The 24500-nt window shown below is 50.0% G+C and carries 44 protein-coding genes; 42 read left to right on the forward strand and 2 right to left on the reverse strand.

Annotation, left to right across the window (positions count from 1 at the left end):
• The first annotated feature begins 99 nt into the window (after positions 1 to 99).
• The 11 genes from fkpA to bfr all read left to right on the forward strand — a co-directional run bounded on the left by fkpA (position 100) and on the right by bfr (position 8307).
• Positions 100 to 918, forward strand: coding sequence for an FKBP-type peptidyl-prolyl cis-trans isomerase (gene fkpA / locus GUC46_RS01840; protein WP_003023641.1), 819 nt, complete (start codon positions 100 to 102; stop codon positions 916 to 918).
• Between the two features lie 167 nt (positions 919 to 1085).
• Positions 1086 to 1808 carry a transcriptional regulator gene (locus GUC46_RS01845; RefSeq protein ID WP_003023643.1) on the forward strand — a complete coding sequence of 241 codons (723 nt, stop codon included), beginning with the start codon at positions 1086 to 1088 and terminating at the stop codon, positions 1806 to 1808.
• On the forward strand, positions 1808 to 2194 hold the full coding sequence (gene tusD / locus GUC46_RS01850; RefSeq protein WP_003023646.1) for a sulfurtransferase complex subunit TusD: 387 nt from the start codon (positions 1808 to 1810) through the stop codon (positions 2192 to 2194). Before GUC46_RS01845 ends, tusD begins: the two co-directional genes overlap by 1 nt.
• Complete coding sequence (gene tusC, locus GUC46_RS01855) at positions 2194 to 2553, forward strand: sulfurtransferase complex subunit TusC (protein ID WP_003837966.1); 360 nt, start codon at positions 2194 to 2196, stop codon at positions 2551 to 2553. Before tusD ends, tusC begins: the two co-directional genes overlap by 1 nt.
• 7 nt (positions 2554 to 2560) lie before the next feature.
• Positions 2561 to 2848: a sulfurtransferase complex subunit TusB gene (tusB, locus tag GUC46_RS01860; RefSeq protein ID WP_003023651.1), complete on the forward strand. Its 288-nt coding sequence runs from the start codon at positions 2561 to 2563 to the stop codon at positions 2846 to 2848.
• A 125-nt stretch (positions 2849 to 2973) separates the two neighbouring features.
• Positions 2974 to 3348 (forward strand): 30S ribosomal protein S12, encoded by a 375-nt coding sequence (rpsL, locus tag GUC46_RS01865; RefSeq protein WP_003023654.1) that lies wholly within the window; start codon positions 2974 to 2976, stop codon positions 3346 to 3348.
• Positions 3349 to 3443: 95 nt separating this feature from the next.
• Positions 3444 to 3914 carry a 30S ribosomal protein S7 gene (gene rpsG / locus GUC46_RS01870; RefSeq protein ID WP_003023657.1) on the forward strand — a complete coding sequence of 157 codons (471 nt, stop codon included), beginning with the start codon at positions 3444 to 3446 and terminating at the stop codon, positions 3912 to 3914.
• Positions 3915 to 4010: 96 nt separating this feature from the next.
• On the forward strand, positions 4011 to 6125 hold the full coding sequence (gene fusA, locus GUC46_RS01875) for an elongation factor G (RefSeq protein ID WP_003023659.1): 2115 nt from the start codon (positions 4011 to 4013) through the stop codon (positions 6123 to 6125).
• Positions 6126 to 6194: 69 nt separating this feature from the next.
• Positions 6195 to 7379 (forward strand): elongation factor Tu, encoded by a 1185-nt coding sequence (tuf, locus tag GUC46_RS01880; protein ID WP_003031109.1) that lies wholly within the window; start codon positions 6195 to 6197, stop codon positions 7377 to 7379.
• A gap of 185 nt (positions 7380 to 7564) precedes the next feature.
• On the forward strand, positions 7565 to 7759 hold the full coding sequence (bfd, locus tag GUC46_RS01885) for a bacterioferritin-associated ferredoxin (RefSeq protein WP_003031111.1): 195 nt from the start codon (positions 7565 to 7567) through the stop codon (positions 7757 to 7759).
• Positions 7760 to 7830: 71 nt separating this feature from the next.
• A complete protein-coding gene (gene bfr, locus GUC46_RS01890; RefSeq protein WP_130715237.1) occupies positions 7831 to 8307 on the forward strand; it encodes a bacterioferritin in 477 nt (158 codons plus the stop codon).
• On the opposite strand, the gene GUC46_RS01895 is transcribed toward bfr, so the two are convergent.
• Positions 8304 to 8771 (reverse strand): A24 family peptidase, encoded by a 468-nt coding sequence (locus GUC46_RS01895; protein ID WP_121540498.1) that lies wholly within the window; start codon positions 8769 to 8771, stop codon positions 8304 to 8306. The genes bfr and GUC46_RS01895 overlap by 4 nt on opposite strands.
• Before the next feature lie 379 nt (positions 8772 to 9150).
• Here GUC46_RS01895 and rpsJ point away from each other — a divergent pair, with 379 nt between their 5' ends.
• The 31 genes from rpsJ (at position 9151) to arfA (ending at position 23988) form a co-directional block, all read left to right on the forward strand.
• Positions 9151 to 9462: a 30S ribosomal protein S10 gene (gene rpsJ, locus GUC46_RS01900; RefSeq protein WP_001181005.1), complete on the forward strand. Its 312-nt coding sequence runs from the start codon at positions 9151 to 9153 to the stop codon at positions 9460 to 9462.
• A gap of 32 nt (positions 9463 to 9494) precedes the next feature.
• Positions 9495 to 10124 carry a 50S ribosomal protein L3 gene (gene rplC / locus GUC46_RS01905; RefSeq protein WP_003031117.1) on the forward strand — a complete coding sequence of 210 codons (630 nt, stop codon included), beginning with the start codon at positions 9495 to 9497 and terminating at the stop codon, positions 10122 to 10124.
• Between the two features lie 10 nt (positions 10125 to 10134).
• Positions 10135 to 10740: a 50S ribosomal protein L4 gene (gene rplD, locus GUC46_RS01910; protein WP_003031119.1), complete on the forward strand. Its 606-nt coding sequence runs from the start codon at positions 10135 to 10137 to the stop codon at positions 10738 to 10740.
• Positions 10737 to 11039 (forward strand): 50S ribosomal protein L23, encoded by a 303-nt coding sequence (rplW, locus tag GUC46_RS01915; protein ID WP_000617546.1) that lies wholly within the window; start codon positions 10737 to 10739, stop codon positions 11037 to 11039. Before rplD ends, rplW begins: the two co-directional genes overlap by 4 nt.
• Before the next feature lie 17 nt (positions 11040 to 11056).
• Entirely contained in the window at positions 11057 to 11878 is an 822-nt protein-coding gene (rplB, locus tag GUC46_RS01920; RefSeq protein WP_000301869.1) for a 50S ribosomal protein L2, read from the forward strand.
• 16 nt (positions 11879 to 11894) lie between these two features.
• Entirely contained in the window at positions 11895 to 12173 is a 279-nt protein-coding gene (rpsS, locus tag GUC46_RS01925; protein ID WP_001138115.1) for a 30S ribosomal protein S19, read from the forward strand.
• A 14-nt stretch (positions 12174 to 12187) separates the two neighbouring features.
• The gene (rplV, locus tag GUC46_RS01930) at positions 12188 to 12520 is read left to right on the forward strand and encodes a 50S ribosomal protein L22 (RefSeq protein ID WP_000448832.1); all 333 of its coding nucleotides are present in this window, start codon (positions 12188 to 12190) and stop codon (positions 12518 to 12520) included.
• Between the two features lie 17 nt (positions 12521 to 12537).
• Positions 12538 to 13239, forward strand: a complete 702-nt coding sequence (gene rpsC / locus GUC46_RS01935) for a 30S ribosomal protein S3 (RefSeq protein WP_000529945.1) — start codon at positions 12538 to 12540, stop codon at positions 13237 to 13239.
• A 12-nt stretch (positions 13240 to 13251) separates the two neighbouring features.
• Entirely contained in the window at positions 13252 to 13662 is a 411-nt protein-coding gene (gene rplP, locus GUC46_RS01940) for a 50S ribosomal protein L16 (RefSeq protein WP_000941208.1), read from the forward strand.
• On the forward strand, positions 13662 to 13853 hold the full coding sequence (gene rpmC, locus GUC46_RS01945) for a 50S ribosomal protein L29 (RefSeq protein ID WP_000644742.1): 192 nt from the start codon (positions 13662 to 13664) through the stop codon (positions 13851 to 13853). Before rplP ends, rpmC begins: the two co-directional genes overlap by 1 nt.
• Positions 13853 to 14107 carry a 30S ribosomal protein S17 gene (rpsQ, locus tag GUC46_RS01950; protein WP_003031120.1) on the forward strand — a complete coding sequence of 85 codons (255 nt, stop codon included), beginning with the start codon at positions 13853 to 13855 and terminating at the stop codon, positions 14105 to 14107. Before rpmC ends, rpsQ begins: the two co-directional genes overlap by 1 nt.
• 163 nt (positions 14108 to 14270) lie before the next feature.
• Positions 14271 to 14642, forward strand: a complete 372-nt coding sequence (gene rplN / locus GUC46_RS01955) for a 50S ribosomal protein L14 (protein ID WP_000613954.1) — start codon at positions 14271 to 14273, stop codon at positions 14640 to 14642.
• 10 nt (positions 14643 to 14652) lie between these two features.
• Positions 14653 to 14967: a 50S ribosomal protein L24 gene (gene rplX / locus GUC46_RS01960; protein WP_003031122.1), complete on the forward strand. Its 315-nt coding sequence runs from the start codon at positions 14653 to 14655 to the stop codon at positions 14965 to 14967.
• A 14-nt stretch (positions 14968 to 14981) separates the two neighbouring features.
• Positions 14982 to 15521, forward strand: coding sequence for a 50S ribosomal protein L5 (gene rplE / locus GUC46_RS01965; protein ID WP_003031123.1), 540 nt, complete (start codon positions 14982 to 14984; stop codon positions 15519 to 15521).
• Between the two features lie 14 nt (positions 15522 to 15535).
• Positions 15536 to 15841, forward strand: a complete 306-nt coding sequence (rpsN, locus tag GUC46_RS01970) for a 30S ribosomal protein S14 (protein WP_003031125.1) — start codon at positions 15536 to 15538, stop codon at positions 15839 to 15841.
• 30 nt (positions 15842 to 15871) lie between these two features.
• The gene (gene rpsH, locus GUC46_RS01975) at positions 15872 to 16264 is read left to right on the forward strand and encodes a 30S ribosomal protein S8 (RefSeq protein ID WP_003031127.1); all 393 of its coding nucleotides are present in this window, start codon (positions 15872 to 15874) and stop codon (positions 16262 to 16264) included.
• Between the two features lie 12 nt (positions 16265 to 16276).
• The gene (rplF, locus tag GUC46_RS01980; protein ID WP_003031129.1) at positions 16277 to 16810 is read left to right on the forward strand and encodes a 50S ribosomal protein L6; all 534 of its coding nucleotides are present in this window, start codon (positions 16277 to 16279) and stop codon (positions 16808 to 16810) included.
• Positions 16811 to 16819: 9 nt separating this feature from the next.
• Positions 16820 to 17173: a 50S ribosomal protein L18 gene (gene rplR / locus GUC46_RS01985; protein WP_000358960.1), complete on the forward strand. Its 354-nt coding sequence runs from the start codon at positions 16820 to 16822 to the stop codon at positions 17171 to 17173.
• Between the two features lie 14 nt (positions 17174 to 17187).
• Positions 17188 to 17691, forward strand: a complete 504-nt coding sequence (gene rpsE / locus GUC46_RS01990) for a 30S ribosomal protein S5 (protein WP_003031131.1) — start codon at positions 17188 to 17190, stop codon at positions 17689 to 17691.
• A 3-nt stretch (positions 17692 to 17694) separates the two neighbouring features.
• Positions 17695 to 17874, forward strand: a complete 180-nt coding sequence (rpmD, locus tag GUC46_RS01995; protein ID WP_001140434.1) for a 50S ribosomal protein L30 — start codon at positions 17695 to 17697, stop codon at positions 17872 to 17874.
• 3 nt (positions 17875 to 17877) lie between these two features.
• The gene (gene rplO / locus GUC46_RS02000) at positions 17878 to 18312 is read left to right on the forward strand and encodes a 50S ribosomal protein L15 (protein ID WP_003031132.1); all 435 of its coding nucleotides are present in this window, start codon (positions 17878 to 17880) and stop codon (positions 18310 to 18312) included.
• 7 nt (positions 18313 to 18319) lie between these two features.
• Positions 18320 to 19651 carry a preprotein translocase subunit SecY gene (gene secY / locus GUC46_RS02005; RefSeq protein WP_001118864.1) on the forward strand — a complete coding sequence of 444 codons (1332 nt, stop codon included), beginning with the start codon at positions 18320 to 18322 and terminating at the stop codon, positions 19649 to 19651.
• Positions 19652 to 19681: 30 nt separating this feature from the next.
• On the forward strand, positions 19682 to 19798 hold the full coding sequence (gene rpmJ, locus GUC46_RS02010) for a 50S ribosomal protein L36 (protein ID WP_000868187.1): 117 nt from the start codon (positions 19682 to 19684) through the stop codon (positions 19796 to 19798).
• A 146-nt stretch (positions 19799 to 19944) separates the two neighbouring features.
• Complete coding sequence (gene rpsM / locus GUC46_RS02015; protein ID WP_003031135.1) at positions 19945 to 20301, forward strand: 30S ribosomal protein S13; 357 nt, start codon at positions 19945 to 19947, stop codon at positions 20299 to 20301.
• A 16-nt stretch (positions 20302 to 20317) separates the two neighbouring features.
• Positions 20318 to 20707 carry a 30S ribosomal protein S11 gene (gene rpsK / locus GUC46_RS02020; protein WP_003031137.1) on the forward strand — a complete coding sequence of 130 codons (390 nt, stop codon included), beginning with the start codon at positions 20318 to 20320 and terminating at the stop codon, positions 20705 to 20707.
• A gap of 33 nt (positions 20708 to 20740) precedes the next feature.
• Entirely contained in the window at positions 20741 to 21361 is a 621-nt protein-coding gene (gene rpsD, locus GUC46_RS02025; RefSeq protein ID WP_003031138.1) for a 30S ribosomal protein S4, read from the forward strand.
• 25 nt (positions 21362 to 21386) lie between these two features.
• Complete coding sequence (rpoA, locus tag GUC46_RS02030; protein WP_003031139.1) at positions 21387 to 22376, forward strand: DNA-directed RNA polymerase subunit alpha; 990 nt, start codon at positions 21387 to 21389, stop codon at positions 22374 to 22376.
• Positions 22377 to 22416: 40 nt separating this feature from the next.
• A complete protein-coding gene (rplQ, locus tag GUC46_RS02035; protein ID WP_001216370.1) occupies positions 22417 to 22800 on the forward strand; it encodes a 50S ribosomal protein L17 in 384 nt (127 codons plus the stop codon).
• A gap of 107 nt (positions 22801 to 22907) precedes the next feature.
• A complete protein-coding gene (locus tag GUC46_RS02040) occupies positions 22908 to 23276 on the forward strand; it encodes a DUF1992 domain-containing protein (RefSeq protein ID WP_016151084.1) in 369 nt (122 codons plus the stop codon).
• A gap of 10 nt (positions 23277 to 23286) precedes the next feature.
• Positions 23287 to 23712, forward strand: coding sequence for a Zn(2+)-responsive transcriptional regulator (gene zntR / locus GUC46_RS02045; RefSeq protein WP_003031145.1), 426 nt, complete (start codon positions 23287 to 23289; stop codon positions 23710 to 23712).
• Between the two features lie 57 nt (positions 23713 to 23769).
• On the forward strand, positions 23770 to 23988 hold the full coding sequence (arfA, locus tag GUC46_RS02050; protein WP_003031148.1) for an alternative ribosome-rescue factor ArfA: 219 nt from the start codon (positions 23770 to 23772) through the stop codon (positions 23986 to 23988).
• Here arfA and mscL read toward each other — a convergent pair.
• Positions 23985 to 24398 carry a large-conductance mechanosensitive channel protein MscL gene (gene mscL, locus GUC46_RS02055; RefSeq protein WP_003031152.1) on the reverse strand — a complete coding sequence of 138 codons (414 nt, stop codon included), beginning with the start codon at positions 24396 to 24398 and terminating at the stop codon, positions 23985 to 23987. The genes arfA and mscL overlap by 4 nt on opposite strands.
• Positions 24399 to 24500: the final 102 nt, after the last annotated feature.

Consider the following 24500-nt stretch of genomic DNA (forward strand, 5'->3'; position numbering starts at 1 on the left):
ATAGGGCGTGCCTGTATGTTGATTTGTTCTGCAACGCTTTATAGTACATTTTTATGTTAGTTAACCCTGGGGTGAGATGCCCCGGCCCTGGAGATATGGATGAAATCACTGTTTAAAGTAACGCTGCTGGCGACCACAATGGCTGTTGCTCTGCATGCCCCGATCACCTTCGCTGCTGATGCTGCGAAACCAGCCGCTACTGCTGACAGCAAAGCAGCATTCAAGAATGACGACCAAAAAGCCGCTTACGCGCTGGGCGCGTCCCTGGGTCGTTATATGGAAAACTCTCTGAAAGAGCAGGAAAAGCTGGGCATCAAACTGGATAAAGATCAGCTGATCGCTGGTGTTCAGGATGCGTTTGCAGACAAGAGCAAACTGTCTGACCAGGAAATCGAACAAACTCTGCAGGCGTTTGAAGCGCGCGTGAAGAGCTCCGCTCAGGCGAAAATGGAAAAAGACGCGGCTGACAATGAAGCCAAAGGTAAAGTTTACCGCGAGAAATTTGCTAAAGAGAAAGGCGTTAAAACCTCGGCTACTGGCCTGGTCTACAAAGTAGAGAAAGAAGGTACCGGCGCTGCACCGAAAGACAGCGATACCGTGGTTGTTAACTACAAAGGTACGCTGATCGATGGTAAAGAGTTTGATAACTCTTATACCCGTGGTGAGCCGCTCTCTTTCCGTCTTGACGGTGTAATCCCGGGCTGGACTGAAGGCCTGAAAAACATCAAGAAAGGCGGCAAAATCCAGCTGGTTATCCCACCGGATCTGGCTTACGGCAAAACGGGCGTTCCGGGCATTCCGGCCAACTCTACGCTGGTCTTTGATGTTGAACTGTTAGACATCAAACCGGCACCGAAAGCTGACGCGCAGCCAGATGCTGCACCGGCAGATAAAGCTGCAGACAGCAGCAAAAAATAAGCTAACAGAAACCGCCGCCCACAGGGCGGCGGTTTTTTATTATCGACAGGATATAATTAATACTGGAAAGCGCCTTGTGCGCTGTATTACTTTAGATGCCCCTATAATAGTGATGAGCCTGCCCTGACAACATAACGACAGGCTCCTGAAAAGGAGTGCTTTTTTTCATGTCCAGGTCGCTTTTAACCAACGAAACCAGTGAGCTAGATTTGCTGGATCAACGTCCTTTCGATCAAACCGACTTCGATATCCTCAAATCCTACGAAGCGGTAGTGGACGGGTTGGCGATGCTCATTGGTTCCCATTGTGAAATCGTATTGCACTCTTTGCAGGATTTGAAATGCTCGGCCATCCGCATTGCTAACGGTGAACACACGGGCCGTAAAATTGGCTCACCGATTACTGACCTTGCGTTGCGTATGCTGCATGATATGACGGGTGCGGATAGCAGCGTGTCGAAGTGTTACTTCACACGTGCGAAAAGCGGTGTCTTGATGAAGTCGGTGACGATTGCCATTCGCAACCGTGAGCATCGCGTGATTGGTCTGCTGTGCATCAACATGAACCTTGATGTCCCTTTCTCGCAGATAATGAATACCTTTATCCCACCAGAAACCCCGGAAGTGGGCTCTGCCGTCAACTTTGCTTCTTCGGTGGAAGATCTGGTTACCCAGACGCTGGAATTCACAATCGAAGAAGTGAATGCCGATCGTAATGTTTCCAACAACGCGAAGAACCGCCAGATCGTCCTGAATTTGTATGAGAAAGGCATCTTCGATATTAAAGATGCCATCAACCAGGTCGCCGATCGGCTGAACATCTCCAAACATACGGTCTACCTCTATATTCGTCAGTTCAAAAGTGGCGATTTCCAGGGGCAAGATAAGTAATGCGTTTTGCCATCATGGTGACGGGGCCTGCATACGGCACGCAGCAGGCGAGCAGCGCGTTGCAATTTGCTCATGCGCTACTCAAAGAAGGGCATGAGCTAAGCAGCGTCTTTTTCTATCGTGAAGGTGTGTATAACGCCAACCTACTCACTTCGCCTGCCAGTGATGAATACGATCTGGTACGGGCCTGGCAACAGCTGAACCAACAGCATGGTGTAACACTGAATATTTGCGTGGCTGCGGCGTTGCGACGCGGTGTGGTTGATGAGACTGAGGCAAAGCGGCTGGGGCTGGCAGGAGCTAATTTACAATCAGGTTTTAACCTCAGCGGGCTTGGATCGCTGGCTGAGGCATCCCTGACCTGCGATCGCGTGGTGCAATTCTGATGAAACGTGTTGCTTTTGTCTTTTCTACCGTGCCGCACGGCAGCGCATCTGGCCGTGAAGGGTTAGATGCATTGCTGGCGACCTCTGCATTAACGGAAGACCTCGGCGTGTTTTTTATCGGTGATGGCGTCTTTCAAATCCTTCAGGGACAGCAACCGGATGCCGTGCTGGCGCGAGACTATATCGCGACCTTCAAGCTGTTAGGGTTGTACGATATCGATCAATGTTGGCTCTGCGCTGCCTCATTACGCGAGCGGGGCCTTCAGCAGGGGAGTAATTTTGTGATCGATGCGACAGCGCTTGAACCGGAAGATTTACGCCGTGAGTTAGGCAACTATGACGTCATTTTAAGGTTTTGAGACTCTCATGCTGCACACACTACATCGCTCCGCGTGGCTTACCGATTTCTCCTCTCTTCTTCGTCTGATTGATAAAGACGATGAACTTTTATTGCTCCAGGATGGCGTGACGGCAGCAATCGAAGGAAGCCGTTTCCTTGAAAGTCTGCAAAATGCCTCCATTAAGGTCTATGTACTGGAAGAAGACATTAAGGCTCGCGGGTTGAGTGGTCAAATTTCAGACAGTGTCGTCAGGGTTAGCTATACTGACTTCGTCAGACTTACGGTGAAGCATCCCAGCCAGATGTCCTGGTAATTGTGGGATCGTTGTATATTTCTTGACACCTTTTCGACACCGACCTAAAATTCTGCGTCCTCATATTGTATGAGGTCGTTTTATTACGTGTTTACGAAGCAAAAGCTAAAACCAGGAGCTATTTAATGGCAACAGTTAACCAGCTGGTACGCAAACCACGTGCACGCAAAGTTGCAAAAAGCAACGTGCCTGCGCTGGAAGCATGCCCGCAGAAACGTGGCGTATGTACTCGTGTATATACTACCACTCCTAAAAAACCGAACTCCGCACTGCGTAAAGTTTGCCGTGTTCGTCTGACTAACGGTTTTGAAGTGACTTCCTACATCGGTGGTGAAGGTCACAACCTGCAGGAGCACTCCGTGATCCTGATCCGTGGCGGTCGTGTAAAAGACCTCCCGGGTGTTCGTTACCACACCGTTCGTGGTGCGCTTGACTGCTCCGGCGTTAAAGACCGTAAGCAATCACGCTCCAAGTATGGCGTGAAACGTCCTAAGGCTTAATGGTTCTCCGTTAAGTAAGGCCAAACGTTTTATATTAATGTCAAACTAAACTCTTAGAGTTTTGGACAATCCTGAATTAACAACGGAGTATTTCCATGCCACGTCGTCGCGTCATTGGTCAGCGTAAAATTCTGCCGGATCCGAAGTTCGGATCAGAACTGCTGGCTAAATTTGTAAATATCCTGATGGTAGATGGTAAAAAATCTACTGCCGAAACTATCGTATACAGCGCGCTGGAGACCCTGGCTCAGCGTTCTGGTAAAAACGAACTGGAAGCTTTCGAAGTAGCTCTCGAAAACGTGCGCCCGACTGTCGAAGTTAAGTCTCGCCGCGTTGGTGGTTCTACTTATCAGGTACCAGTTGAAGTCCGTCCGGTCCGTCGTAATGCTCTGGCAATGCGTTGGATCGTTGAAGCTGCTCGTAAACGCGGTGATAAATCCATGGCTCTGCGCCTGGCGAACGAACTTTCTGATGCTGCAGAAAACAAAGGTACTGCAGTTAAGAAACGTGAAGACGTTCACCGTATGGCAGAAGCCAACAAGGCGTTCGCACACTACCGTTGGTAATCCCTTCGGAGTTTTAGTCACCAGGCGGGCGCTTCTAGTAAGCAGCCCGCTTTGGGCTACTTAAATTGAACGCCTAAAAGATAAACGAGGAATCAAATGGCTCGTACAACACCCATCGCGCGCTACCGTAACATCGGTATCAGTGCGCACATCGACGCCGGTAAAACCACTACTACCGAACGTATTCTGTTCTACACCGGTGTAAACCATAAAATCGGTGAAGTTCATGACGGCGCAGCCACCATGGACTGGATGGAGCAGGAGCAGGAACGTGGTATTACTATCACCTCCGCAGCGACTACTGCATTCTGGTCTGGTATGGCTAAGCAGTATGAACCGCATCGCGTAAACATCATCGACACCCCGGGGCACGTTGACTTCACTATCGAAGTAGAACGTTCCATGCGTGTGCTTGATGGTGCAGTAATGGTTTACTGCGCAGTTGGTGGTGTTCAGCCTCAGTCTGAAACCGTATGGCGTCAGGCAAACAAATATAAAGTTCCGCGCATTGCGTTCGTTAACAAAATGGACCGTATGGGTGCGAACTTCCTGAAAGTTGTTGGTCAGATCAAAACCCGTCTGGGCGCGAACCCTGTTCCGCTGCAGCTGGCAATTGGCGCTGAAGAAGCGTTCACCGGTGTTGTTGACCTGGTGAAAATGAAAGCCATCAACTGGAACGAAGAAGATGCAGGCGTAACCTTCACTTATGAAGATATCCCGGCTGACATGCAGGAACTGGCTGAAGAATGGCACCAGAACCTGATCGAGTCCGCTGCAGAAGCTTCAGAAGAGCTGATGGAGAAATACCTGGGTGGTGAAGAACTGACTGAAGAAGAGATCAAAAAAGCTCTGCGTCAGCGTGTTCTGAACAACGAAATCATCCTGGTAACCTGTGGTTCTGCGTTCAAGAACAAAGGTGTTCAGGCGATGCTGGATGCGGTAATTGATTACCTGCCATCCCCAGTAGACGTACCTGCGATCAACGGTATTCTGGACGACGGTAAAGATACTCCTGCTGAGCGTCATGCTAGCGATGACGAGCCGTTTGCTGCTCTGGCATTCAAAATCGCTACTGACCCGTTCGTGGGTAACCTGACCTTCTTCCGCGTGTACTCTGGTGTGGTTAACTCCGGTGACACCATCCTGAACTCTGTGAAAACTGCACGTGAACGTTTCGGCCGTATCGTACAGATGCACGCTAACAAACGTGAAGAGATCAAAGAAGTTCGCGCGGGCGATATCGCTGCTGCTATCGGTCTGAAAGACGTGACCACTGGTGACACTCTGTGTGACCCGGATCACCCGATCATTCTGGAACGTATGGAATTCCCTGAGCCGGTAATTTCCATCGCGGTAGAACCGAAAACCAAAGCTGACCAGGAAAAAATGGGTCTGGCTCTGGGCCGTCTGGCTAAAGAAGACCCGTCATTCCGCGTATGGACTGACGAAGAATCTAACCAGACCATTATCGCTGGTATGGGTGAGCTGCACCTCGACATCATCGTTGACCGTATGAAGCGTGAATTCAACGTTGAAGCGAACGTCGGTAAACCTCAGGTTGCTTACCGTGAAGCGATTCGCGCGAAAGTTACCGATATCGAAGGTAAACACGCTAAGCAGTCTGGTGGTCGCGGTCAGTACGGTCATGTTGTTATCGACATGTACCCGCTGGAGCCGGGTTCAAACCCGAAAGGCTACGAGTTCATCAACGACATCAAAGGTGGTGTAATTCCTGGCGAATACATCCCGGCCGTTGATAAAGGCATCCAGGAACAGCTGAAATCTGGCCCGCTGGCTGGTTACCCGGTTGTTGATCTGGGCGTGCGTCTGCACTTCGGTTCTTACCATGACGTTGACTCCTCTGAGCTGGCGTTTAAACTGGCCGCTTCTATCGCCTTCAAAGATGGCTTTAAGAAAGCGAAACCAGTTCTGCTTGAGCCTATCATGAAGGTTGAAGTAGAGACTCCGGAAGAGAACACCGGTGACGTAATCGGTGACTTGAGCCGCCGTCGTGGTATGCTTCGTGGTCAGGAATCCAACGTCACTGGCGTTGTTATCCATGCTGAAGTTCCGCTGTCTGAAATGTTCGGATATGCAACCCAGCTGCGTTCTCTGACCAAAGGCCGTGCTTCTTACTCCATGGAGTTCCTGAAGTACGACGATGCGCCGAACAACGTTGCTCAGGCCGTTATTGAAGCCCGTGGTAAATAATCCACAGGATTAAAACCTAAGTCCCGTGCTCTCTCCATAGGGGAGAGCACTATAGTAAGGAATATAGCCGTGTCTAAAGAAAAATTTGAACGTACAAAACCGCACGTTAACGTCGGCACCATCGGCCACGTTGACCACGGTAAAACTACCCTGACCGCTGCAATCACTACCGTACTGGCTAAAACCTACGGCGGTGCTGCTCGTGCATTCGACCAGATCGATAACGCGCCGGAAGAAAAAGCTCGTGGTATCACCATCAACACTTCTCACGTTGAATATGACACCCCGACTCGCCACTACGCACACGTAGACTGCCCGGGCCACGCCGACTATGTTAAAAACATGATCACCGGTGCTGCGCAGATGGACGGCGCGATCCTGGTTGTTGCTGCGACTGACGGCCCGATGCCGCAGACTCGTGAGCACATCCTGCTGGGTCGTCAGGTAGGCGTTCCGTACATCATCGTGTTCCTGAACAAATGCGACATGGTTGATGACGAAGAGCTGCTGGAACTGGTAGAAATGGAAGTTCGTGAACTTCTGTCTCAGTACGATTTCCCGGGCGACGACACTCCGATCGTTCGTGGTTCTGCTCTGAAAGCGCTGGAAGGCGAAGCAGAGTGGGAAGCGAAAATCATCGAACTGGCTGGCTTCCTGGATTCTTACATCCCAGAACCAGAGCGTGCGATTGACAAGCCGTTCCTGCTGCCTATCGAAGACGTATTCTCCATCTCCGGTCGTGGTACCGTTGTTACCGGTCGTGTAGAGCGCGGTATCATCAAGGTTGGTGAAGAAGTTGAAATCGTTGGTATCAAAGAGACTGCTAAGTCTACCTGTACTGGCGTTGAAATGTTCCGCAAACTGCTGGACGAAGGCCGTGCTGGTGAGAACGTTGGTGTTCTGCTGCGTGGTATCAAACGTGAAGAAATCGAACGTGGTCAGGTACTGGCTAAGCCGGGCTCTATCAAGCCGCACACCAAGTTTGAATCTGAAGTGTACATTCTGTCCAAAGACGAAGGCGGCCGTCATACTCCGTTCTTCAAAGGCTACCGTCCGCAGTTCTACTTCCGTACTACTGACGTGACTGGTACCATCGAACTGCCGGAAGGCGTAGAGATGGTAATGCCGGGCGACAACATCAAAATGGTTGTTACCCTGATCCACCCGATCGCGATGGACGACGGTCTGCGTTTCGCAATCCGTGAAGGCGGCCGTACTGTTGGTGCGGGCGTTGTTGCTAAAGTAATGAGCTAATTATTGATTAATTAGCTTTGAGCTTAAAAAGGGCGCTTCGGCGCCCTTTTTGCTGCCTGCAATTTAGTAGCTGTCATATTTATTCGCATTTTTTATTCATTCTCCCGCCGCGTAAATAGCGTTGTGCTATTGTAATCATAACTATTCTCATTTACACTTTGCACAGAAATTGAACGGGAGCGATCATGTACGTTTGTTTGTGTAATGCGATAAGTGATAAAAAAATACGTCAGGCTGTTCGCCAGTTTCACCCTCAGTCCTTTCAGCAATTACGTAAATTTATTCCTGTAGGAAATCAATGCGGTAAGTGCATTCGTGCTGCCCGTGAAGTCATGCAGGATGAATTAACGCAAATGCCAGAATTTAAAGAGATCGCCTAAGTCACACTCTTTTTTTTGACATCCCTGTAGCCCCATCTACGCTCTAAGAGTGGAAGCGGAGGGACTATAAAATGAAAGGTAATGTTAAAATCATAAATTATCTCAATAAACTATTGGGAAATGAGCTTGTCGCGATCAACCAGTATTTTCTCCATGCTCGTATGTTTAAAAACTGGGGACTGACTCGCCTCAATGATGTTGAGTACCATGAATCTATCGATGAGATGAAACACGCTGATAAATATATCGAGCGTATTTTATTCTTAGAAGGGCTCCCGAACTTGCAGGATCTTGGCAAGTTGGGTATTGGCGAAGACGTTGAAGAGATGCTGCAATCCGATCTTCGACTCGAGTTGGATGGGGCGAAAGATCTGCGTGAAGCCATTGCCTATGCCGATAGCGTTCATGATTATGTCAGCCGGGACATGATGATCGAGATCCTGACTGAAGAAGAAGGGCATATTGACTGGCTCGAAACTGAGCTGGACCTGATTGCAAAACTTGGCTTGCAAAATTATCTGCAATCGCAAATTAAAGTCAGTGACTAACCGCCCTGTAACAGATTTACCCAGCCAATAACGAAACCCGCAGCCGCCAGATATGGCCCAAAAGGCAGCGGGTTTTTTAGCATCTGTCTCCCGTAACGGACGCAAGAAATCCCGGTGAGACAACATGCCATGCCCGTGGCAAGTAAAACCAACAGTGGCAATGATTCCCAGCGATGCCATGCGCCCAGTGCGGCAAGAAATTTGACATCACCAAAGCCTAATCCTTCCTGTCGGCATATCAAACGATACCCCCAGTAGAACAAAGCAAATACCCCATAGCCCGCTACGGCACCCCAAAGCGCGTCGGATAACTGTGCAGGTCTGCAGCACTGATGATAAATAAGACCGCCCCACAAAAGAGGGCAGGTAAATTTGTCGGGCAGCAACCCGGTACGCAGGTCATGGACTAAGAGCAACCCTGATAGCGAAACATAAATCAGCAGAAAGGGGAGGTCGATGTACATGGGCAAATCTCATTTGGTAAAGAGTTTACCTTCGGGTAAGCCCGCCGGCCCTACAAGTCCCGGATGTGAGTTATGGATGCTCTCTTCCACGGAAAACGCGTTGCATCACAGGACATACAATCAGAGTGGAAGGAGGCCCGCATTTATGAACGAGTGATTAATTTCTACGCGGCACTTGCTTAAGACTGAGATTTACGTATAATGCGCGGGCTTGTCTAATATTGACAGCGGTTCGATATGAGCCACCGGTACTGCGAAAGCAATACCAGACAATGTTCCCAATCGGGGAACTCTGTAAGAACGGTTACACTCTCCCATCAATCGTAATGGGTTTGAGGAGTAACTATTTCGTCTATAAAATAATTGGAGCTCTGGTCTCATGCAGAACCAAAGAATCCGTATCCGTTTGAAAGCGTTTGATCATCGTCTGATCGATCAATCAACCGCGGAAATCGTCGAGACTGCCAAGCGCACTGGTGCGCAGGTTCGTGGTCCGATCCCGCTGCCGACCCGCAAAGAGCGTTTCACCGTTCTGATCTCCCCGCACGTCAACAAAGACGCGCGTGATCAGTACGAGATCCGTACTCACAAGCGTCTGGTTGACATCGTTGAGCCAACTGAAAAAACCGTTGATGCTCTGATGCGTCTGGACCTGGCTGCCGGTGTAGACGTGCAGATCAGCCTGGGTTAATCAGGTCATCGAGCGATTGAGAGGTTGATACAATGATTGGTTTAGTCGGTAAAAAAGTGGGTATGACCCGCATCTTCACTGAAGATGGCGTATCTATCCCAGTAACCGTTATCGAAGTTGAAGCAAACCGCGTTACTCAGGTTAAAGATCTGGCTAACGATGGCTATCGCGCTGTTCAGGTTACCACCGGTGCTAAAAAAGCTAACCGCGTAACTAAGCCGGAAGCTGGCCACTTTGCTAAAGCTGGCGTAGAAGCTGGCCGCGGCCTGTGGGAGTTCCGTCTGGCAGATGGTGAAGAATACACCGTTGGTCAGAACATTAGCGTTGAACTGTTTGCTGACGTTAAAAAAGTTGACGTAACCGGTACCTCTAAAGGTAAAGGTTTCGCTGGTACCGTTAAGCGCTGGAACTTCCGTACCCAGGACGCTACTCACGGTAACTCCTTGTCTCACCGCGTTCCGGGTTCTATCGGTCAGAACCAGACTCCGGGCAAAGTGTTCAAAGGCAAGAAAATGGCAGGTCAGCTGGGCAACGAACGTGTAACCGTTCAGAGCCTGGACGTAGTACGTGTTGACGCTGAGCGCAACCTGCTGCTGGTTAAAGGTGGTGTTCCGGGTGCGACCGGTTGCGACCTGATCGTTAAACCAGCTGTGAAGGCGTAAGGGGATAGCAATGGAATTAGTATTGAAAGACGCGCAGAGCGCGCTGACTGTTTCCGAAACTACCTTCGGTCGTGATTTCAACGAAGCGCTGGTTCACCAGGTTGTTGTTGCTTATGCAGCTGGTGCTCGTCAGGGTACTCGTGCTCAGAAGACTCGTGCTGAAGTAACTGGTTCAGGCAAAAAGCCGTGGCGCCAGAAAGGTACCGGCCGTGCGCGTTCAGGTTCTATCAAGAGCCCGATCTGGCGTTCAGGTGGCGTGACCTTCGCTGCTCGTCCACAGGACCACAGTCAAAAAGTTAACAAAAAGATGTACCGCGGCGCGCTGAAAAGCATTCTGTCCGAACTGGTACGTCAGGATCGTCTGATCGTTGTCGAATCATTCTCTGTAGAAGCGCCTAAAACTAAGCTGCTGGCACAGAAACTGAAAGACATGGCTCTGGAAGATGTGCTGATCATCACCGGTGAGCTGGACGAAAACCTGTTCCTGGCTGCGCGCAACCTGCACAAGGTTGACGTACGCGATGCAACTGGTATCGACCCGGTTAGCCTGATCGCCTTCGACAAAGTCGTAATGACTGCTGATGCTGTTAAGCAAGTTGAGGAGATGCTGGCATGATTCGTGAAGAACGTCTGCTGAAAGTGCTGCGCGCACCGCACGTTTCTGAAAAAGCGTCTACTGCGATGGAAAAAACTAACACCATCGTTCTCAAAGTTGCTAAAGACGCGACCAAAGCAGAAATCAAAGCTGCTGTGCAGAAACTGTTTGAAGTCGAAGTCGAAGTCGTTAACACCCTGGTAGTTAAAGGGAAAGTTAAACGTCACGGACAGCGTATCGGTCGTCGTAGCGACTGGAAAAAAGCTTACGTCACCCTGAAGGAAGGCCAGAATCTGGACTTCGTCGGCGGCGCTGAGTAAGTCGGAGGAGTAATACAATGGCAGTTGTTAAATGTAAACCGACATCTCCGGGTCGTCGCCACGTTGTTAAAGTGGTCAACCCAGAGCTGCACAAGGGCAAACCTTTTGCTCCGCTGGTTGAAAAAAACAGCAAATCCGGTGGTCGTAACAACAATGGCCGTATCACCACTCGTCACATCGGTGGTGGTCACAAGCAGGCTTATCGTATTGTTGACTTCAAACGCAACAAAGACGGTATCCCGGCAGTTGTTGAACGTCTTGAGTACGATCCGAACCGCTCCGCGAACATCGCGCTGGTTCTGTACAAAGACGGTGAACGCCGTTACATCCTGGCCCCTAAAGGCCTGAAAGCTGGCGACCAGATTCAGTCTGGCGTTGATGCTGCAATCAAAGCAGGTAACACCCTGCCGATGCGCAATATCCCGGTTGGTTCTACCGTTCATAACGTAGAAATGAAACCAGGTAAAGGCGGTCAGCTGGCACGTTCCGCTGGTACTTACGTTCAGATCGTTGCTCGTGATGGTGCTTATGTCACCCTGCGTCTGCGTTCTGGTGAAATGCGTAAAGTCGAAGCAGACTGCCGTGCAACTCTGGGCGAAGTTGGCAATGCTGAGCATATGCTGCGCGTTCTGGGTAAAGCAGGTGCTGCACGCTGGCGTGGTGTTCGTCCTACCGTTCGCGGTACTGCGATGAACCCAGTCGACCACCCACATGGTGGTGGTGAAGGTCGTAACTTTGGTAAGCACCCGGTAACTCCGTGGGGCGTTCAGACCAAAGGTAAGAAGACCCGCAGCAACAAGCGTACTGATAAATTCATCGTACGTCGCCGTAGCAAATAATTTTAGAGGATAAGCCATGCCACGTTCTCTCAAGAAAGGTCCTTTTATTGACCTGCACTTGCTGAAGAAGGTAGAGAAAGCGGTGGAAAGCGGAGACAAGAAGCCCCTGCGCACTTGGTCCCGTCGTTCAACGATCTTTCCTAACATGATCGGTTTGACCATCGCTGTCCATAATGGTCGTCAGCACGTTCCGGTATTTGTTTCCGACGAAATGGTCGGTCACAAACTGGGTGAATTCGCACCGACTCGTACTTATCGCGGCCACGCTGCTGATAAAAAAGCGAAGAAGAAATAAGGTAGGAGGAAGAGATGGAAACTTTAGCTCAACATCGCCATGCTCGTTCTTCTGCTCAGAAGGTTCGCCTTGTTGCAGACCTGATTCGCGGTAAGAAAGTGTCGCAGGCTCTGGATATTCTGACCTACACCAATAAGAAAGCGGCTGTACTGGTTAAGAAAGTCCTGGAATCTGCCATTGCTAACGCTGAACACAACGATGGCGCTGACATTGACGATCTGAAAGTTACGAAAATTTTCGTAGACGAAGGCCCGAGCATGAAGCGCATTATGCCGCGTGCAAAAGGTCGTGCAGATCGCATCCTGAAGCGCACCAGCCACATTACTGTGGTTGTGTCCGATCGCTGAGACTCTGGAGACTAGCAATGGGTCAGAAAGTACATCCTAATGGTATTCGCCTGGGTATTGTAAAACCATGGAACTCAACCTGGTTTGCGAACACCAAAGAATTCGCTGACAACCTGGACAGCGATTTTAAAGTACGTCAGTACCTGACTAAGGAACTGGCTAAAGCGTCTGTATCTCGTATCGTTATCGAGCGTCCGGCTAAGAGCATCCGTGTGACCATTCACACCGCTCGCCCGGGTATCGTTATCGGTAAGAAAGGCGAAGACGTAGAAAAACTGCGCAAAGTCGTAGCGGATATTGCTGGCGTTCCTGCTCAGATCAATATCGCCGAAGTGCGTAAGCCTGAACTGGACGCAAAATTGGTTGCTGACAGCATCACTTCTCAGCTGGAACGTCGCGTTATGTTCCGTCGTGCTATGAAGCGTGCTGTACAGAACGCAATGCGTCTGGGCGCTAAAGGTATCAAAGTTGAAGTTAGCGGCCGTCTGGGCGGCGCGGAAATCGCACGTACCGAATGGTACCGCGAAGGTCGCGTACCGCTGCACACTCTGCGTGCTGACATCGACTACAACACCTCTGAAGCGCACACCACTTACGGTGTAATCGGCGTTAAGGTATGGATCTTCAAAGGCGAGATCCTGGGTGGTATGGCTGCTGTTGAACAACCGGAAAAACCGGCTGCGCAACCTAAAAAGCAGCAGCGTAAAGGCCGTAAATAAGGAGCGTCGCTGATGTTACAACCAAAGCGTACAAAATTCCGTAAAATGCACAAAGGCCGTAACCGCGGTCTGGCTGCTGGCGCGGATGTTAGCTTCGGCAGCTTCGGTCTGAAAGCTGTTGGCCGTGGTCGTCTGACTGCCCGTCAGATCGAAGCAGCACGTCGTGCTATGACCCGTGCAGTTAAGCGTCAAGGTAAGATCTGGATCCGTGTATTCCCGGACAAACCGATCACTGAAAAGCCGCTGGCAGTGCGTATGGGTAAAGGTAAAGGTAACGTGGAGTATTGGGTTGCCTTGATTCAGCCGGGTAAAGTCCTGTATGAAATGGACGGCGTACCGGAAGAGCTGGCCCGTGAAGCATTCAAGCTGGCAGCAGCGAAACTGCCGATTAAAACCACCTTTGTAACTAAGACGGTGATGTAATGAAAGCAAAAGAGCTGCGTGAGAAGAGTGTTGAAGAGCTGAACACCGAGCTGCTGAATCTGCTGCGTGAGCAGTTCAACCTGCGTATGCAGGCTGCAAGTGGCCAGCTGCAACAGTCTCACCTGTTGAAGCAAGTGCGTCGTGACGTCGCACGCGTTAAGACTTTACTGACTGAGAAGGCGGGTGCGTAATGACCGATAAAATCCGTACTCTGCAAGGTCGCGTTGTTAGCGATAAAATGGAGAAATCCATCGTTGTTGCTATCGAACGTTTTGTGAAACACCCGATCTACGGTAAATTCATTAAGCGTACGACCAAACTGCACGTACATGACGAGAACAACGAATGCGGTACTGGTGACGTGGTTGAAATCCGCGAATGCCGTCCGCTGTCCAAGACTAAGTCCTGGACGCTGGTTCGCGTTGTAGAGAAAGCCGTTCTGTAATACAGTAGGCATTCTCAACGAATAAACGGCTCAGCGATGAGCCGTTTATTTTTTCTACCCATATCGTTGAAGCGGTGTTATAATGCCGCGCCCCCGATATGGGGCTTTTTTAACGACCTGATTTTCGGGTCTCAGTAGTAGTTGACATTAGCGGAGCACTAAAATGATCCAAGAACAGACTATGCTGAACGTCGCCGACAACTCCGGTGCACGTCGCGTAATGTGTATCAAGGTTCTGGGTGGCTCGCACCGTCGCTACGCAGGCGTCGGCGATATCATCAAGATCACCATCAAGGAAGCAATTCCGCGTGGTAAGGTCAAAAAAGGTGATGTGCTGAAGGCGGTAGTGGTGCGCACCAAGAAGGGTGTTCGTCGCCCGGACGGTTCTGTCATTCGCTTCGATGGTAATGCATGCGTTATTTTAAACAATAACAGCGAGCAACCTATCGGTACGCGTATTTTTGGGCCGGTAACTCGTGAACTTCGTAACGAGAAGTTCATGAAAATTATCTCTCTGGCACCAGAAGTACTCTAAGGAGCGAATCATGGCAGCGAAGATCCGTCGTGATGACGAAGTTATCGTGTTAACCGGTAAAGATAAAGGTAAACGCGGTAAAGTTAAGAATGTCCTGTCTTCCGGCAAGGTCATTGTTGAAGGTATCAACTTGGTTAAAAAACATCAGAAGCCGGTTCCGGCCCTGAACCAACCAGGCGGCATCGTAGAGAAAGAAGCAGCTATTCAGATCTCTAACCTTGCTATCTTCAACGCGGCAACCGGCAAGGCTGACCGTGTAGGCTTTAGATTCGAAGACGGCAAAAAAGTCCGTTTCTTCAAATCTAACAGCGAAACTATCAAGTAATTTGGAGTAGTACGATGGCGAAACTGCATGATTACTACAAAGACGAAGTAGTCGCTAAACTCATGACTGAGTTTAACTACAATTCTGTCATGCAAGTCCCTCGGGTCGAGAAGATCACCCTGAACATGGGTGTTGGTGAAGCGATCGCTGACAAGAAACTGCTGGATAACGCAGCAGCTGACCTGACAGCAATCTCCGGTCAAAAACCGCTGATCACCAAAGCACGCAAATCAGTTGCAGGCTTCAAAATCCGTCAGGGCTATCCGATCGGCTGTAAAGTAACTCTGCGTGGCGAACGCATGTGGGAGTTCTTTGAGCGCCTGATCACTATTGCTGTTCCACGTATCCGTGACTTCCGTGGCTTGTCCGCTAAGTCTTTCGACGGTCGTGGTAACTACAGCATGGGTGTCCGTGAGCAGATCATCTTCCCAGAAATCGACTACGATAAAGTCGACCGCGTGCGTGGTTTGGATATTACCATTACCACTACTGCGAAATCTGATGAAGAAGGCCGTGCTCTGCTGGCTGCCTTTGACTTCCCGTTCCGCAAGTAAGGTAGGGTTACTGAATGGCTAAGCAATCAATGAAAGCACGCGAAGTAAAGCGCGTAGCTTTAGCTGATAAGTACTTCGCAAAACGCGCTGAACTGAAAGCTATTATCTCTGATGTGAACGCGACCGACGAAGATCGTTGGAACGCAGTTCTCAAGCTGCAGTCTCTGCCGCGTGATTCCAGCCCGTCCCGTCAGCGTAACCGCTGCCGTCAAACAGGTCGTCCGCATGGCTATGTGGGCAAGTTCGGGTTGAGCCGTATCAAACTGCGTGAAGCCGCCATGCGCGGTGAAGTACCAGGCTTGAAAAAGGCTAGCTGGTAATTACCAATTGAATCACGGGAGTAAAGACAGATGAGCATGCAAGATCCGATCGCGGATATGCTGACCCGTATCCGTAACGGTCAGGCCGCGAATAAAGCTGCGGTCACCATGCCTTCCTCCAAGCTGAAAGTGGCAATTGCCAACGTGCTGAAGGAAGAAGGTTTTATTGAAGATTTTAAAGTTGAAGGCGACACCAAGCCGGAACTGGAACTTACTCTCAAGTATTTCCAGGGTAAAGCTGTTGTAGAAAGCATTCAGCGTGTCAGTCGCCCAGGTCTGCGCATTTATAAGCGTAAAGACGAGCTGCCGAAAGTTATGGCTGGCATGGGTATCGCAGTTGTTTCTACCTCTAAAGGTGTTATGACTGATCGTGCAGCGCGCCAGGCTGGTCTTGGTGGCGAAATTATCTGCTACGTAGCCTAATCGGAGGAAAAAATGTCTCGTGTTGCTAAAGCACCGGTCGTTATTCCTGCCGGCGTTGATGTAAAAATCAACGGTCAGGTTATTACGATCAAAGGTAAAAACGGCGAGCTGACTCGTACTCTCAACGATGCTGTTGCAGTAAATCATGCAGATAATGCACTGACCTTCGGTCCGCGTGATGGTTACGCAGATGGATGGGCTCAGGCTGGTACCGCGCGTGCCCTGCTGAATGCAATGGTTGTCGGTGTTACCGAAGGCTTCACTAAGAAGCTTCAGCTGGTTGGTGTAGGTTATCGTGCAGCGGTTAAAGGGAATGTAGTAAACCTGGCTTTAGGTTTCTCTCACCCAGTTGACCATCAGCTGCCTGCGGGAATCACTGCAGAATGTCCGTCTCAGACTGAAATCGTGCTGAAAGGCGCTGATAAACAGCTGATCGGTCAGGTTGCAGCAGATCTGCGCGCCTACCGTCGTCCTGAGCCTTATAAAGGCAAGGGTGTTCGTTACGCCGACGAAGTCGTGCGTACCAAAGAGGCTAAGAAGAAGTAAGGTAACACTATGGATAAGAAATCTGCTCGTATCCGTCGTGCGACCCGCGCACGCCGCAAGCTCCAGGAGCTGGGTGCAACTCGCCTGGTGGTACATCGTACCCCGCGTCATATTTACGCACAGGTAATTGCACCGAACGGTTCTGAAGTTCTGGTAGCTGCTTCTACTGTAGAAAAAGCTATCGCTGAACAATTGAAGTACACCGGTAACAAAGACGCTGCTGCAGCTGTAGGTAAAGCTGTTGCTGAACGCGCTCTGGAAAAAGGCATCAAAGATGTTTCTTTTGACCGTTCCGGGTTCCAATATCATGGTCGTGTCCAGGCACTGGCAGATGCTGCCCGTGAAGCTGGCCTTCAGTTCTAAGGTAGAGGTGTAAGATGGCTCACATCGAAAAACAAGCTGGCGAACTGCAGGAAAAGCTGATCGCGGTTAACCGCGTATCTAAAACCGTTAAAGGTGGTCGTATTTTCTCCTTCACAGCTCTGACTGTAGTTGGTGATGGTAACGGTCGCGTTGGTTTTGGTTACGGTAAAGCGCGTGAAGTTCCAGCAGCGATCCAGAAAGCGATGGAAAAAGCCCGTCGCAATATGATTAACGTCGCGCTGAACCACGGCACCCTGCAGCACCCGGTTAAGGGTACTCACACGGGTTCTCGTGTATTCATGCAGCCGGCTTCCGAAGGTACCGGTATCATCGCCGGTGGTGCAATGCGCGCCGTTCTGGAAGTCGCTGGAGTTCGTAACGTTCTGGCTAAAGCGTATGGTTCTACTAACCCGATTAACGTGGTTCGTGCAACTATCGATGGCCTGGAAAATATGAAATCTCCGGAAATGGTCGCTGCCAAGCGTGGTAAATCCGTTGAAGAAATTCTGGGGAAATAAACCATGGCAAAGACTATTAAAATTACTCAAACCCGCAGTGCAATCGGTCGTCTGCCGAAACACAAGGCAACGCTGCTTGGCCTGGGTCTGCGTCGTATTGGTCACACCGTAGAGCGCGAGGATACTCCTGCTGTTCGTGGTATGGTCAACGCGGTTTCCTTCATGGTTAAAGTTGAGGAGTAAGAGATGCGTTTAAATACTCTGTCTCCGGCCGAAGGCTCTAAAAAAGCGGCTCGCCGCCTGGGTCGTGGTATCGGTTCTGGCCTCGGTAAAACCGGTGGTCGTGGTCACAAAGGTCAGAAGTCTCGTTCTGGCGGTGGCGTACGTCGCGGTTTCGAGGGTGGTCAGATGCCTCTGTACCGTCGTCTGCCGAAATTCGGCTTCACTTCACGTAAAGCAGCGATTACAGCCGAAGTTCGTCTGTCTGACCTGGCTAAAGTTGAAGGCGGTGTTGTAGACCTGAACACGCTGAAAGCAGCTAACATTATCGGTATCCAGATCGAGTTCGCGAAAGTGATCCTGGCTGGTGAAGTCACTACTCCGGTAACTGTTCGTGGCCTGCGTGTTACTAAAGGCGCTCGTGCTGCTATCGAAGCTGCTGGCGGTAAAATCGAGGAATAAGTAGCAGATGGCTAAACAACCGGGATTAGATTTTCAAAGTGCCAAAGGTGGCTTAGGCGAGCTGAAACGCAGACTGCTGTTTGTAATCGGCGCGCTGATTGTGTTCCGTATTGGCTCTTTCATTCCGATCCCTGGTATTGATGCCGCTGTACTTGCCAAACTGCTTGAGCAACAGCGAGGCACCATCATTGAAATGTTTAACATGTTCTCTGGTGGTGCTCTCAGCCGTGCTTCTATCTTTGCTCTGGGGATCATGCCGTATATTTCGGCGTCGATCATTATCCAGCTGCTGACGGTGGTTCATCCAACGCTGGCAGAAATTAAGAAAGAAGGGGAGTCTGGTCGTCGTAAGATCAGCCAGTACACCCGCTACGGTACTCTGGTGCTGGCAATATTCCAGTCGATCGGTATTGCTACCGGTCTGCCGAATATGCCTGGTATGCAGGGCCTGGTGATGAACCCAGGCTTTGCATTCTATTTCACCGCTGTTGTAAGTCTGGTTACAGGGACGATGTTCCTGATGTGGTTGGGTGAACAGATTACTGAACGTGGTATCGGCAACGGTATCTCAATCATTATCTTCGCCGGTATTGTAGCGGGACTCCCGCCAGCCATTGCCCATACTATCGAGCAAGCGCGTCAAGGCGACCTGCACTTCCTCGTGTTGCTGTTGGTTGCAGTATTAGTATTCGCAGTGACGTTCTTTGTTGTATTTGTTGAGCGTGGTCAACGCCGCATTGTGGTAAACTACGCGAAACGTCAGCAAGGTCGTCGTGTCTATGCTGCACAGAGCACACATTTACCGCTGAAAGTGAATATGGCGGGGGTAATCCCGGCAATCTTCGCTTCCAGTATTATTCTGTTCCCGGCGACCATCGCGTCATGGTTCGGGGGCGGGACTGGTTGGAACTGGCTGACAACAATTTCGCTGTATTTGCAGCCTGGGCAACCGCTTTATGTGTTACTCTATGCGTCTGCAATCATATTCTTCTGTTTCTTCTACACGGCGTTGGTTTTCAACCCGCGTGAAACAGCAGATAACCTGAAGAAGTCCGGTGCATTTGTACCAGGAATTCGTCCGGGAGAGCAAACGGCGAAGTATATCGATAAAGTAATGACCCGCCTGACTTTGGTTGGTGCGCTCTACATTACCTTTATCTGCCTGATCCCGGAGTTCATGCGTGATGCAATGAAAGTACCGTTCTACTTCGGTGGGACCTCACTGCTTATCGTTGTTGTCGTGATTATGGACTTTATGGCTCAAGTGCAAACTCTGATGATGTCAAGTCAGTACGAGTCTGCATTGAAGAAGGCGAATCTGAAAGGCTACGGCCGTTAACAGTCGCCCGAGAAGTTACGGAGAGTAAAAATGAAAGTTCGTGCTTCCGTCAAGAAATTATGCCGTAACTGCAAAATCGTTAAGCGTGATGGTGTCATCCGTGTGATTTGCAGTGCCGAGCCGAAGCATAAACAGCGCCAAGGCTGATTTATTCGCATATTTTTCTTGCAAAGTTGGGTTGAGCTGGCTAGATTAGCCAGCCAATCTTTTGTATGTCTGTGCGTTTCCATTTGAGTATCCTGAAAACGGGCTTTTCAGCATGGTGCGTACATATTAAATAGTAGGAGTGCATAGTGGCCCGTATAGCAGGCATTAACATTCCTGATCAGAAACATGCTGTGATCGCATTAACTTCGATCTACGGCGTCGGCAAGACCCGTTCTAAAGCCATTCTGGCTGCCGCGGGTATCGCTGAAGATGTTAAGATCAGTGAGCTGTCTGAAGAACAAATCGACACGCTGCGTGACGAAGTTGCCAAATTTGTCGTTGAAGGTGATCTGCGCCGTGAAGTTAGCATGAGCATCAAGCGCCTTATGGACCTTGGTTGCTATCGCGGTTTGCGTCATCGTCGTGGTCTCCCGGTTCGCGGTCAGCGTACCAAGACCAACGCACGTACCCGTAAGGGTCCGCGCAAACCGATCAAGAAATAATCGGGGTGATTGAATAATGGCAAAGGCACCAATTCGTGCACGTAAACGTGTAAGAAAACAAGTCTCTGACGGCGTGGCTCATATCCATGCTTCTTTTAACAACACCATCGTTACCATTACTGATCGTCAGGGTAACGCACTGGGTTGGGCAACAGCCGGTGGTTCCGGTTTCCGTGGTTCTCGCAAATCCACTCCGTTTGCAGCTCAGGTTGCAGCAGAGCGTTGCGCTGAAGCCGTAAAAGAATACGGTATCAAGAATCTGGAAGTTATGGTCAAAGGACCGGGTCCAGGTCGCGAATCTACTGTTCGTGCTCTGAACGCCGCTGGTTTCCGCATCACTAATATTACTGATGTGACTCCGATCCCTCATAACGGTTGTCGTCCGCCGAAAAAACGTCGCGTATAACGCTGTCGTTTCTAGGATTGTTGGAGAAAGAAAATGGCAAGATATTTGGGTCCTAAGCTCAAGCTGAGCCGTCGTGAGGGCACTGACTTATTCCTTAAGTCTGGCGTTCGCGCGATCGATACCAAGTGTAAAATTGAACAAGCTCCTGGCCAGCACGGTGCGCGTAAACCGCGTCTGTCTGACTATGGTGTGCAGTTGCGTGAAAAGCAAAAAGTTCGCCGTATCTACGGTGTGCTGGAGCGTCAGTTCCGTAACTACTACAAAGAAGCAGCACGTCTGAAAGGCAACACCGGTGAAAACCTGTTGGGTCTGCTGGAAGGTCGTCTGGACAACGTTGTATACCGTATGGGCTTCGGTGCCACTCGTGCAGAAGCACGTCAGCTGGTCAGCCATAAAGCAATTATGGTAAACGGTCGTGTTGTTAACATCGCTTCTTATCAGGTTAGTCCGAATGACGTTGTTAGCATTCGTGAGAAAGCGAAGAAGCAGTCTCGCGTGAAAGCCGCTCTGGAGCTGGCTGAGCAGCGTGAAAAGCCAACCTGGCTGGAAGTTGATGCTGGCAAGATGGAAGGTACGTTCAAGCGTAAGCCGGAGCGTTCTGATCTGTCTGCGGACATTAACGAACACCTGATCGTCGAGCTTTACTCCAAGTAAAGCTTAGTACCAAAGAGAGGACACAATGCAGGGTTCTGTGACAGAGTTTCTAAAACCGCGCCTGGTAGATATCGAGCAAGTGAGTTCGACGCACGCCAAGGTGACCCTTGAGCCTTTAGAGCGTGGCTTTGGCCATACTTTGGGTAACGCACTGCGCCGTATTCTGCTCTCATCGATGCCGGGTTGCGCGGTGACCGAGGTTGAGATTGATGGTGTACTACATGAGTACAGCACCAAAGAAGGCGTTCAGGAAGATATCCTGGAAATCCTGCTCAACCTGAAAGGGCTGGCGGTGAGAGTTCAGGGTAAAGATGATGTTATTCTTACCTTGAATAAATCTGGCATTGGCCCTGTGACTGCAGCCGACATTACCCATGATGGTGATGTCGAAATCGTCAAGCCACAGCACGTGATCTGCCACCTGACCGATGAGAATGCATCTATTAGCATGCGTATCAAAGTTCAGCGCGGTCGTGGTTATGTGCCGGCTTCTACCCGAATTCATTCGGAAGAAGATGAGCGCCCAATCGGCCGTCTGCTGGTCGACGCATGCTACAGCCCTGTAGAGCGTATTGCCTACAATGTTGAAGCAGCGCGTGTAGAACAGCGTACCGACCTGGACAAGCTGGTCATCGAAATGGAAACCAACGGCACAATCGATCCTGAAGAGGCGATTCGTCGTGCGGCTACCATTCTGGCTGAACAACTGGAAGCTTTCGTTGATTTACGTGATGTACGTCAGCCGGAAGTTAAAGAAGAGAAACCAGAATTCGATCCGATCCTGCTGCGCCCTGTTGACGATCTGGAATTGACTGTCCGCTCTGCTAACTGCCTCAAAGCAGAAGCTATCCACTATATCGGTGATCTGGTACAGCGTACTGAGGTTGAGCTTCTTAAGACGCCTAACCTTGGTAAAAAATCTCTTACCGAGATTAAAGACGTGCTGGCTTCCCGTGGACTGTCTCTGGGCATGCGCCTGGAAAACTGGCCACCGGCAAGCATCGCTGACGAGTAACCGGATCACAGGTTAAGGTTTTACTGAGAAGGATAAGGTCATGCGCCATCGTAAGAGTGGTCGTCAACTGAACCGCAACAGCAGCCATCGCCAGGCTATGTTCCGCAATATGGCAGGTTCACTGGTTCGTCATGAAATCATCAAGACGACTCTGCCGAAAGCGAAAGAGCTGCGTCGCGTAGTTGAGCCGCTGATTACTCTTGCCAAGACTGATAGCGTAGCTAATCGTCGTCTGGCATTCGCCCGTACTCGTGATAACGAGATCGTGGCAAAACTGTTTAACGAACTGGGCCCGCGTTTCGCGAGCCGCGCCGGTGGTTACACTCGCATTCTGAAGTGTGGTTTCCGTGCAGGCGACAATGCGCCGATGGCATACATCGAGCTGGTTGATCGTTCAGAGAAAACAGAAGCTGCTGCAGAGTAATCTGTAGTAACGTAAAAAAACCCGCTTCGGCGGGTTTTTTTATATCCGTCATATCCCCACTTATCTACAATATCTGTACTCTTTTTGTTCATCCCCTGGAGTGTTGTATGTGGTTACTGGACCAGTGGGCAGAGCGCCATATTATTGATGCGCAATCTAAAGGTGAGTTTGATGATTTACCGGGAACGGGTGAACCGCTGACTCTTGACGATGACTCCCATGTCCCGACTGAACTCCGAGCTGGATACCGTTTATTAAAAAATGCAGGTTGCCTTCCTCCTGAGCTCGAGCAACGCAGAGAAGCAATACAGCTGCTTGAAATACTCGCGGGGATCCGCAAAGATGATCCAAGTTATCCGGAGGTGAGCCGAAGACTGTCGCTGCTGGAACTTAAACTTCGGCAGGCTGGACTCAGCACCGAGTTTTTGCGCGGTGACTACGCAGATAAGCTGCTAAAAAAGATCAACGATGAATAGCGGAGAGAGCATGTACCGAATTGGTGAAATAGCGAAACTGGCTGACGTGACGCCAGATACTATCCGCTACTATGAAAAGCAGCAGATGATGGAGCATGAAGTGCGTACTGAAGGCGGATTTCGGCTCTATACAGAAAGCGATCTTCAGCGCCTGAAGTTTATTCGTTATGCCCGCCAGCTTGGTTTCACTCTGGAGTCGATCCGCGAATTGCTTTCGATCCGTGTTGATCCCGAACACCATACCTGTCAGGAATCAAAAGGGATCGTCCAGGAAAGACTGCAAGAAGTCGAAGCACGTATTGCCGAACTTCAGACGATGCAGCGGTCTCTGCAGCGATTGAATGATGCATGCTGCGGCAAGGCACACAGCAGCGTGTACTGCTCTATTCTTGAAGCTCTTGAGCAAGGCGCCAGTGGAACAACATCAGGCTGTTGATTTCTTGAACTGCCGGGTCTACACTCGCGGCGTAAATTACTACAAACTGGAGATATTATGAGTCGTTATCAGCACACCAAAGGGCAGATAAAGGACAACGCCATTGAGGCGCTTCTGCATGACCCACTGTTCAGACAGCGCGTTGAGAAAAATAAGAAAGGGAAAGGAAGTTATCTACGTAAAGGCAAACATGGCAATCGGGGTAACTGGGAGGCCAGTGGCAAGAAAGTAATTAACTTTTTTACCACTGGCCTTCTTGTTTCAGTGAGTGTTTAAGAGCGGTTATTCTGTTCTTTCAGCAGGTCACGAATTTCACTCAGTAATACTTCTTCTTTCGATGGAGCTGGCGGTGCTGCTGGCTCCTCCGCTTTTTTACGGTTCAGTTTGTTGATCAGTTTGATTGCCATAAAGATAGCAAACGCAACAATAATGAAATCGAAGACATTCTGAATAAATACACCGTAATGCATGACCACGGCAGGGATGTCTCCCTGTGCATCACGTAGCGTTAAAGCAAACTGTTTAAAATCAATCCCACCAATTAACAACCCCAGTGGCGGCATGATGATATCGGCAACCAGTGATGAAACAATCTTACCGAATGCCGCACCAATAATGACACCCACTGCCAAATCGACAACATTCCCGCGCATCGCGAATTCGCGAAACTCTTTAATAATGCTCATTTTATTCTCCCTATGCAGCTGACGTTTATAAGTTTAACAAATGTTTAGGCAATTTCCATTTATGTATTGCCGAAAGGAAAATTTATTAGACCATGAAATATA

The sequence above is a fragment of the Citrobacter sp. LUTT5 genome (assembly GCF_009905315.1).
GTDB classification, from domain to species: domain Bacteria; phylum Pseudomonadota; class Gammaproteobacteria; order Enterobacterales; family Enterobacteriaceae; genus Citrobacter; species Citrobacter freundii.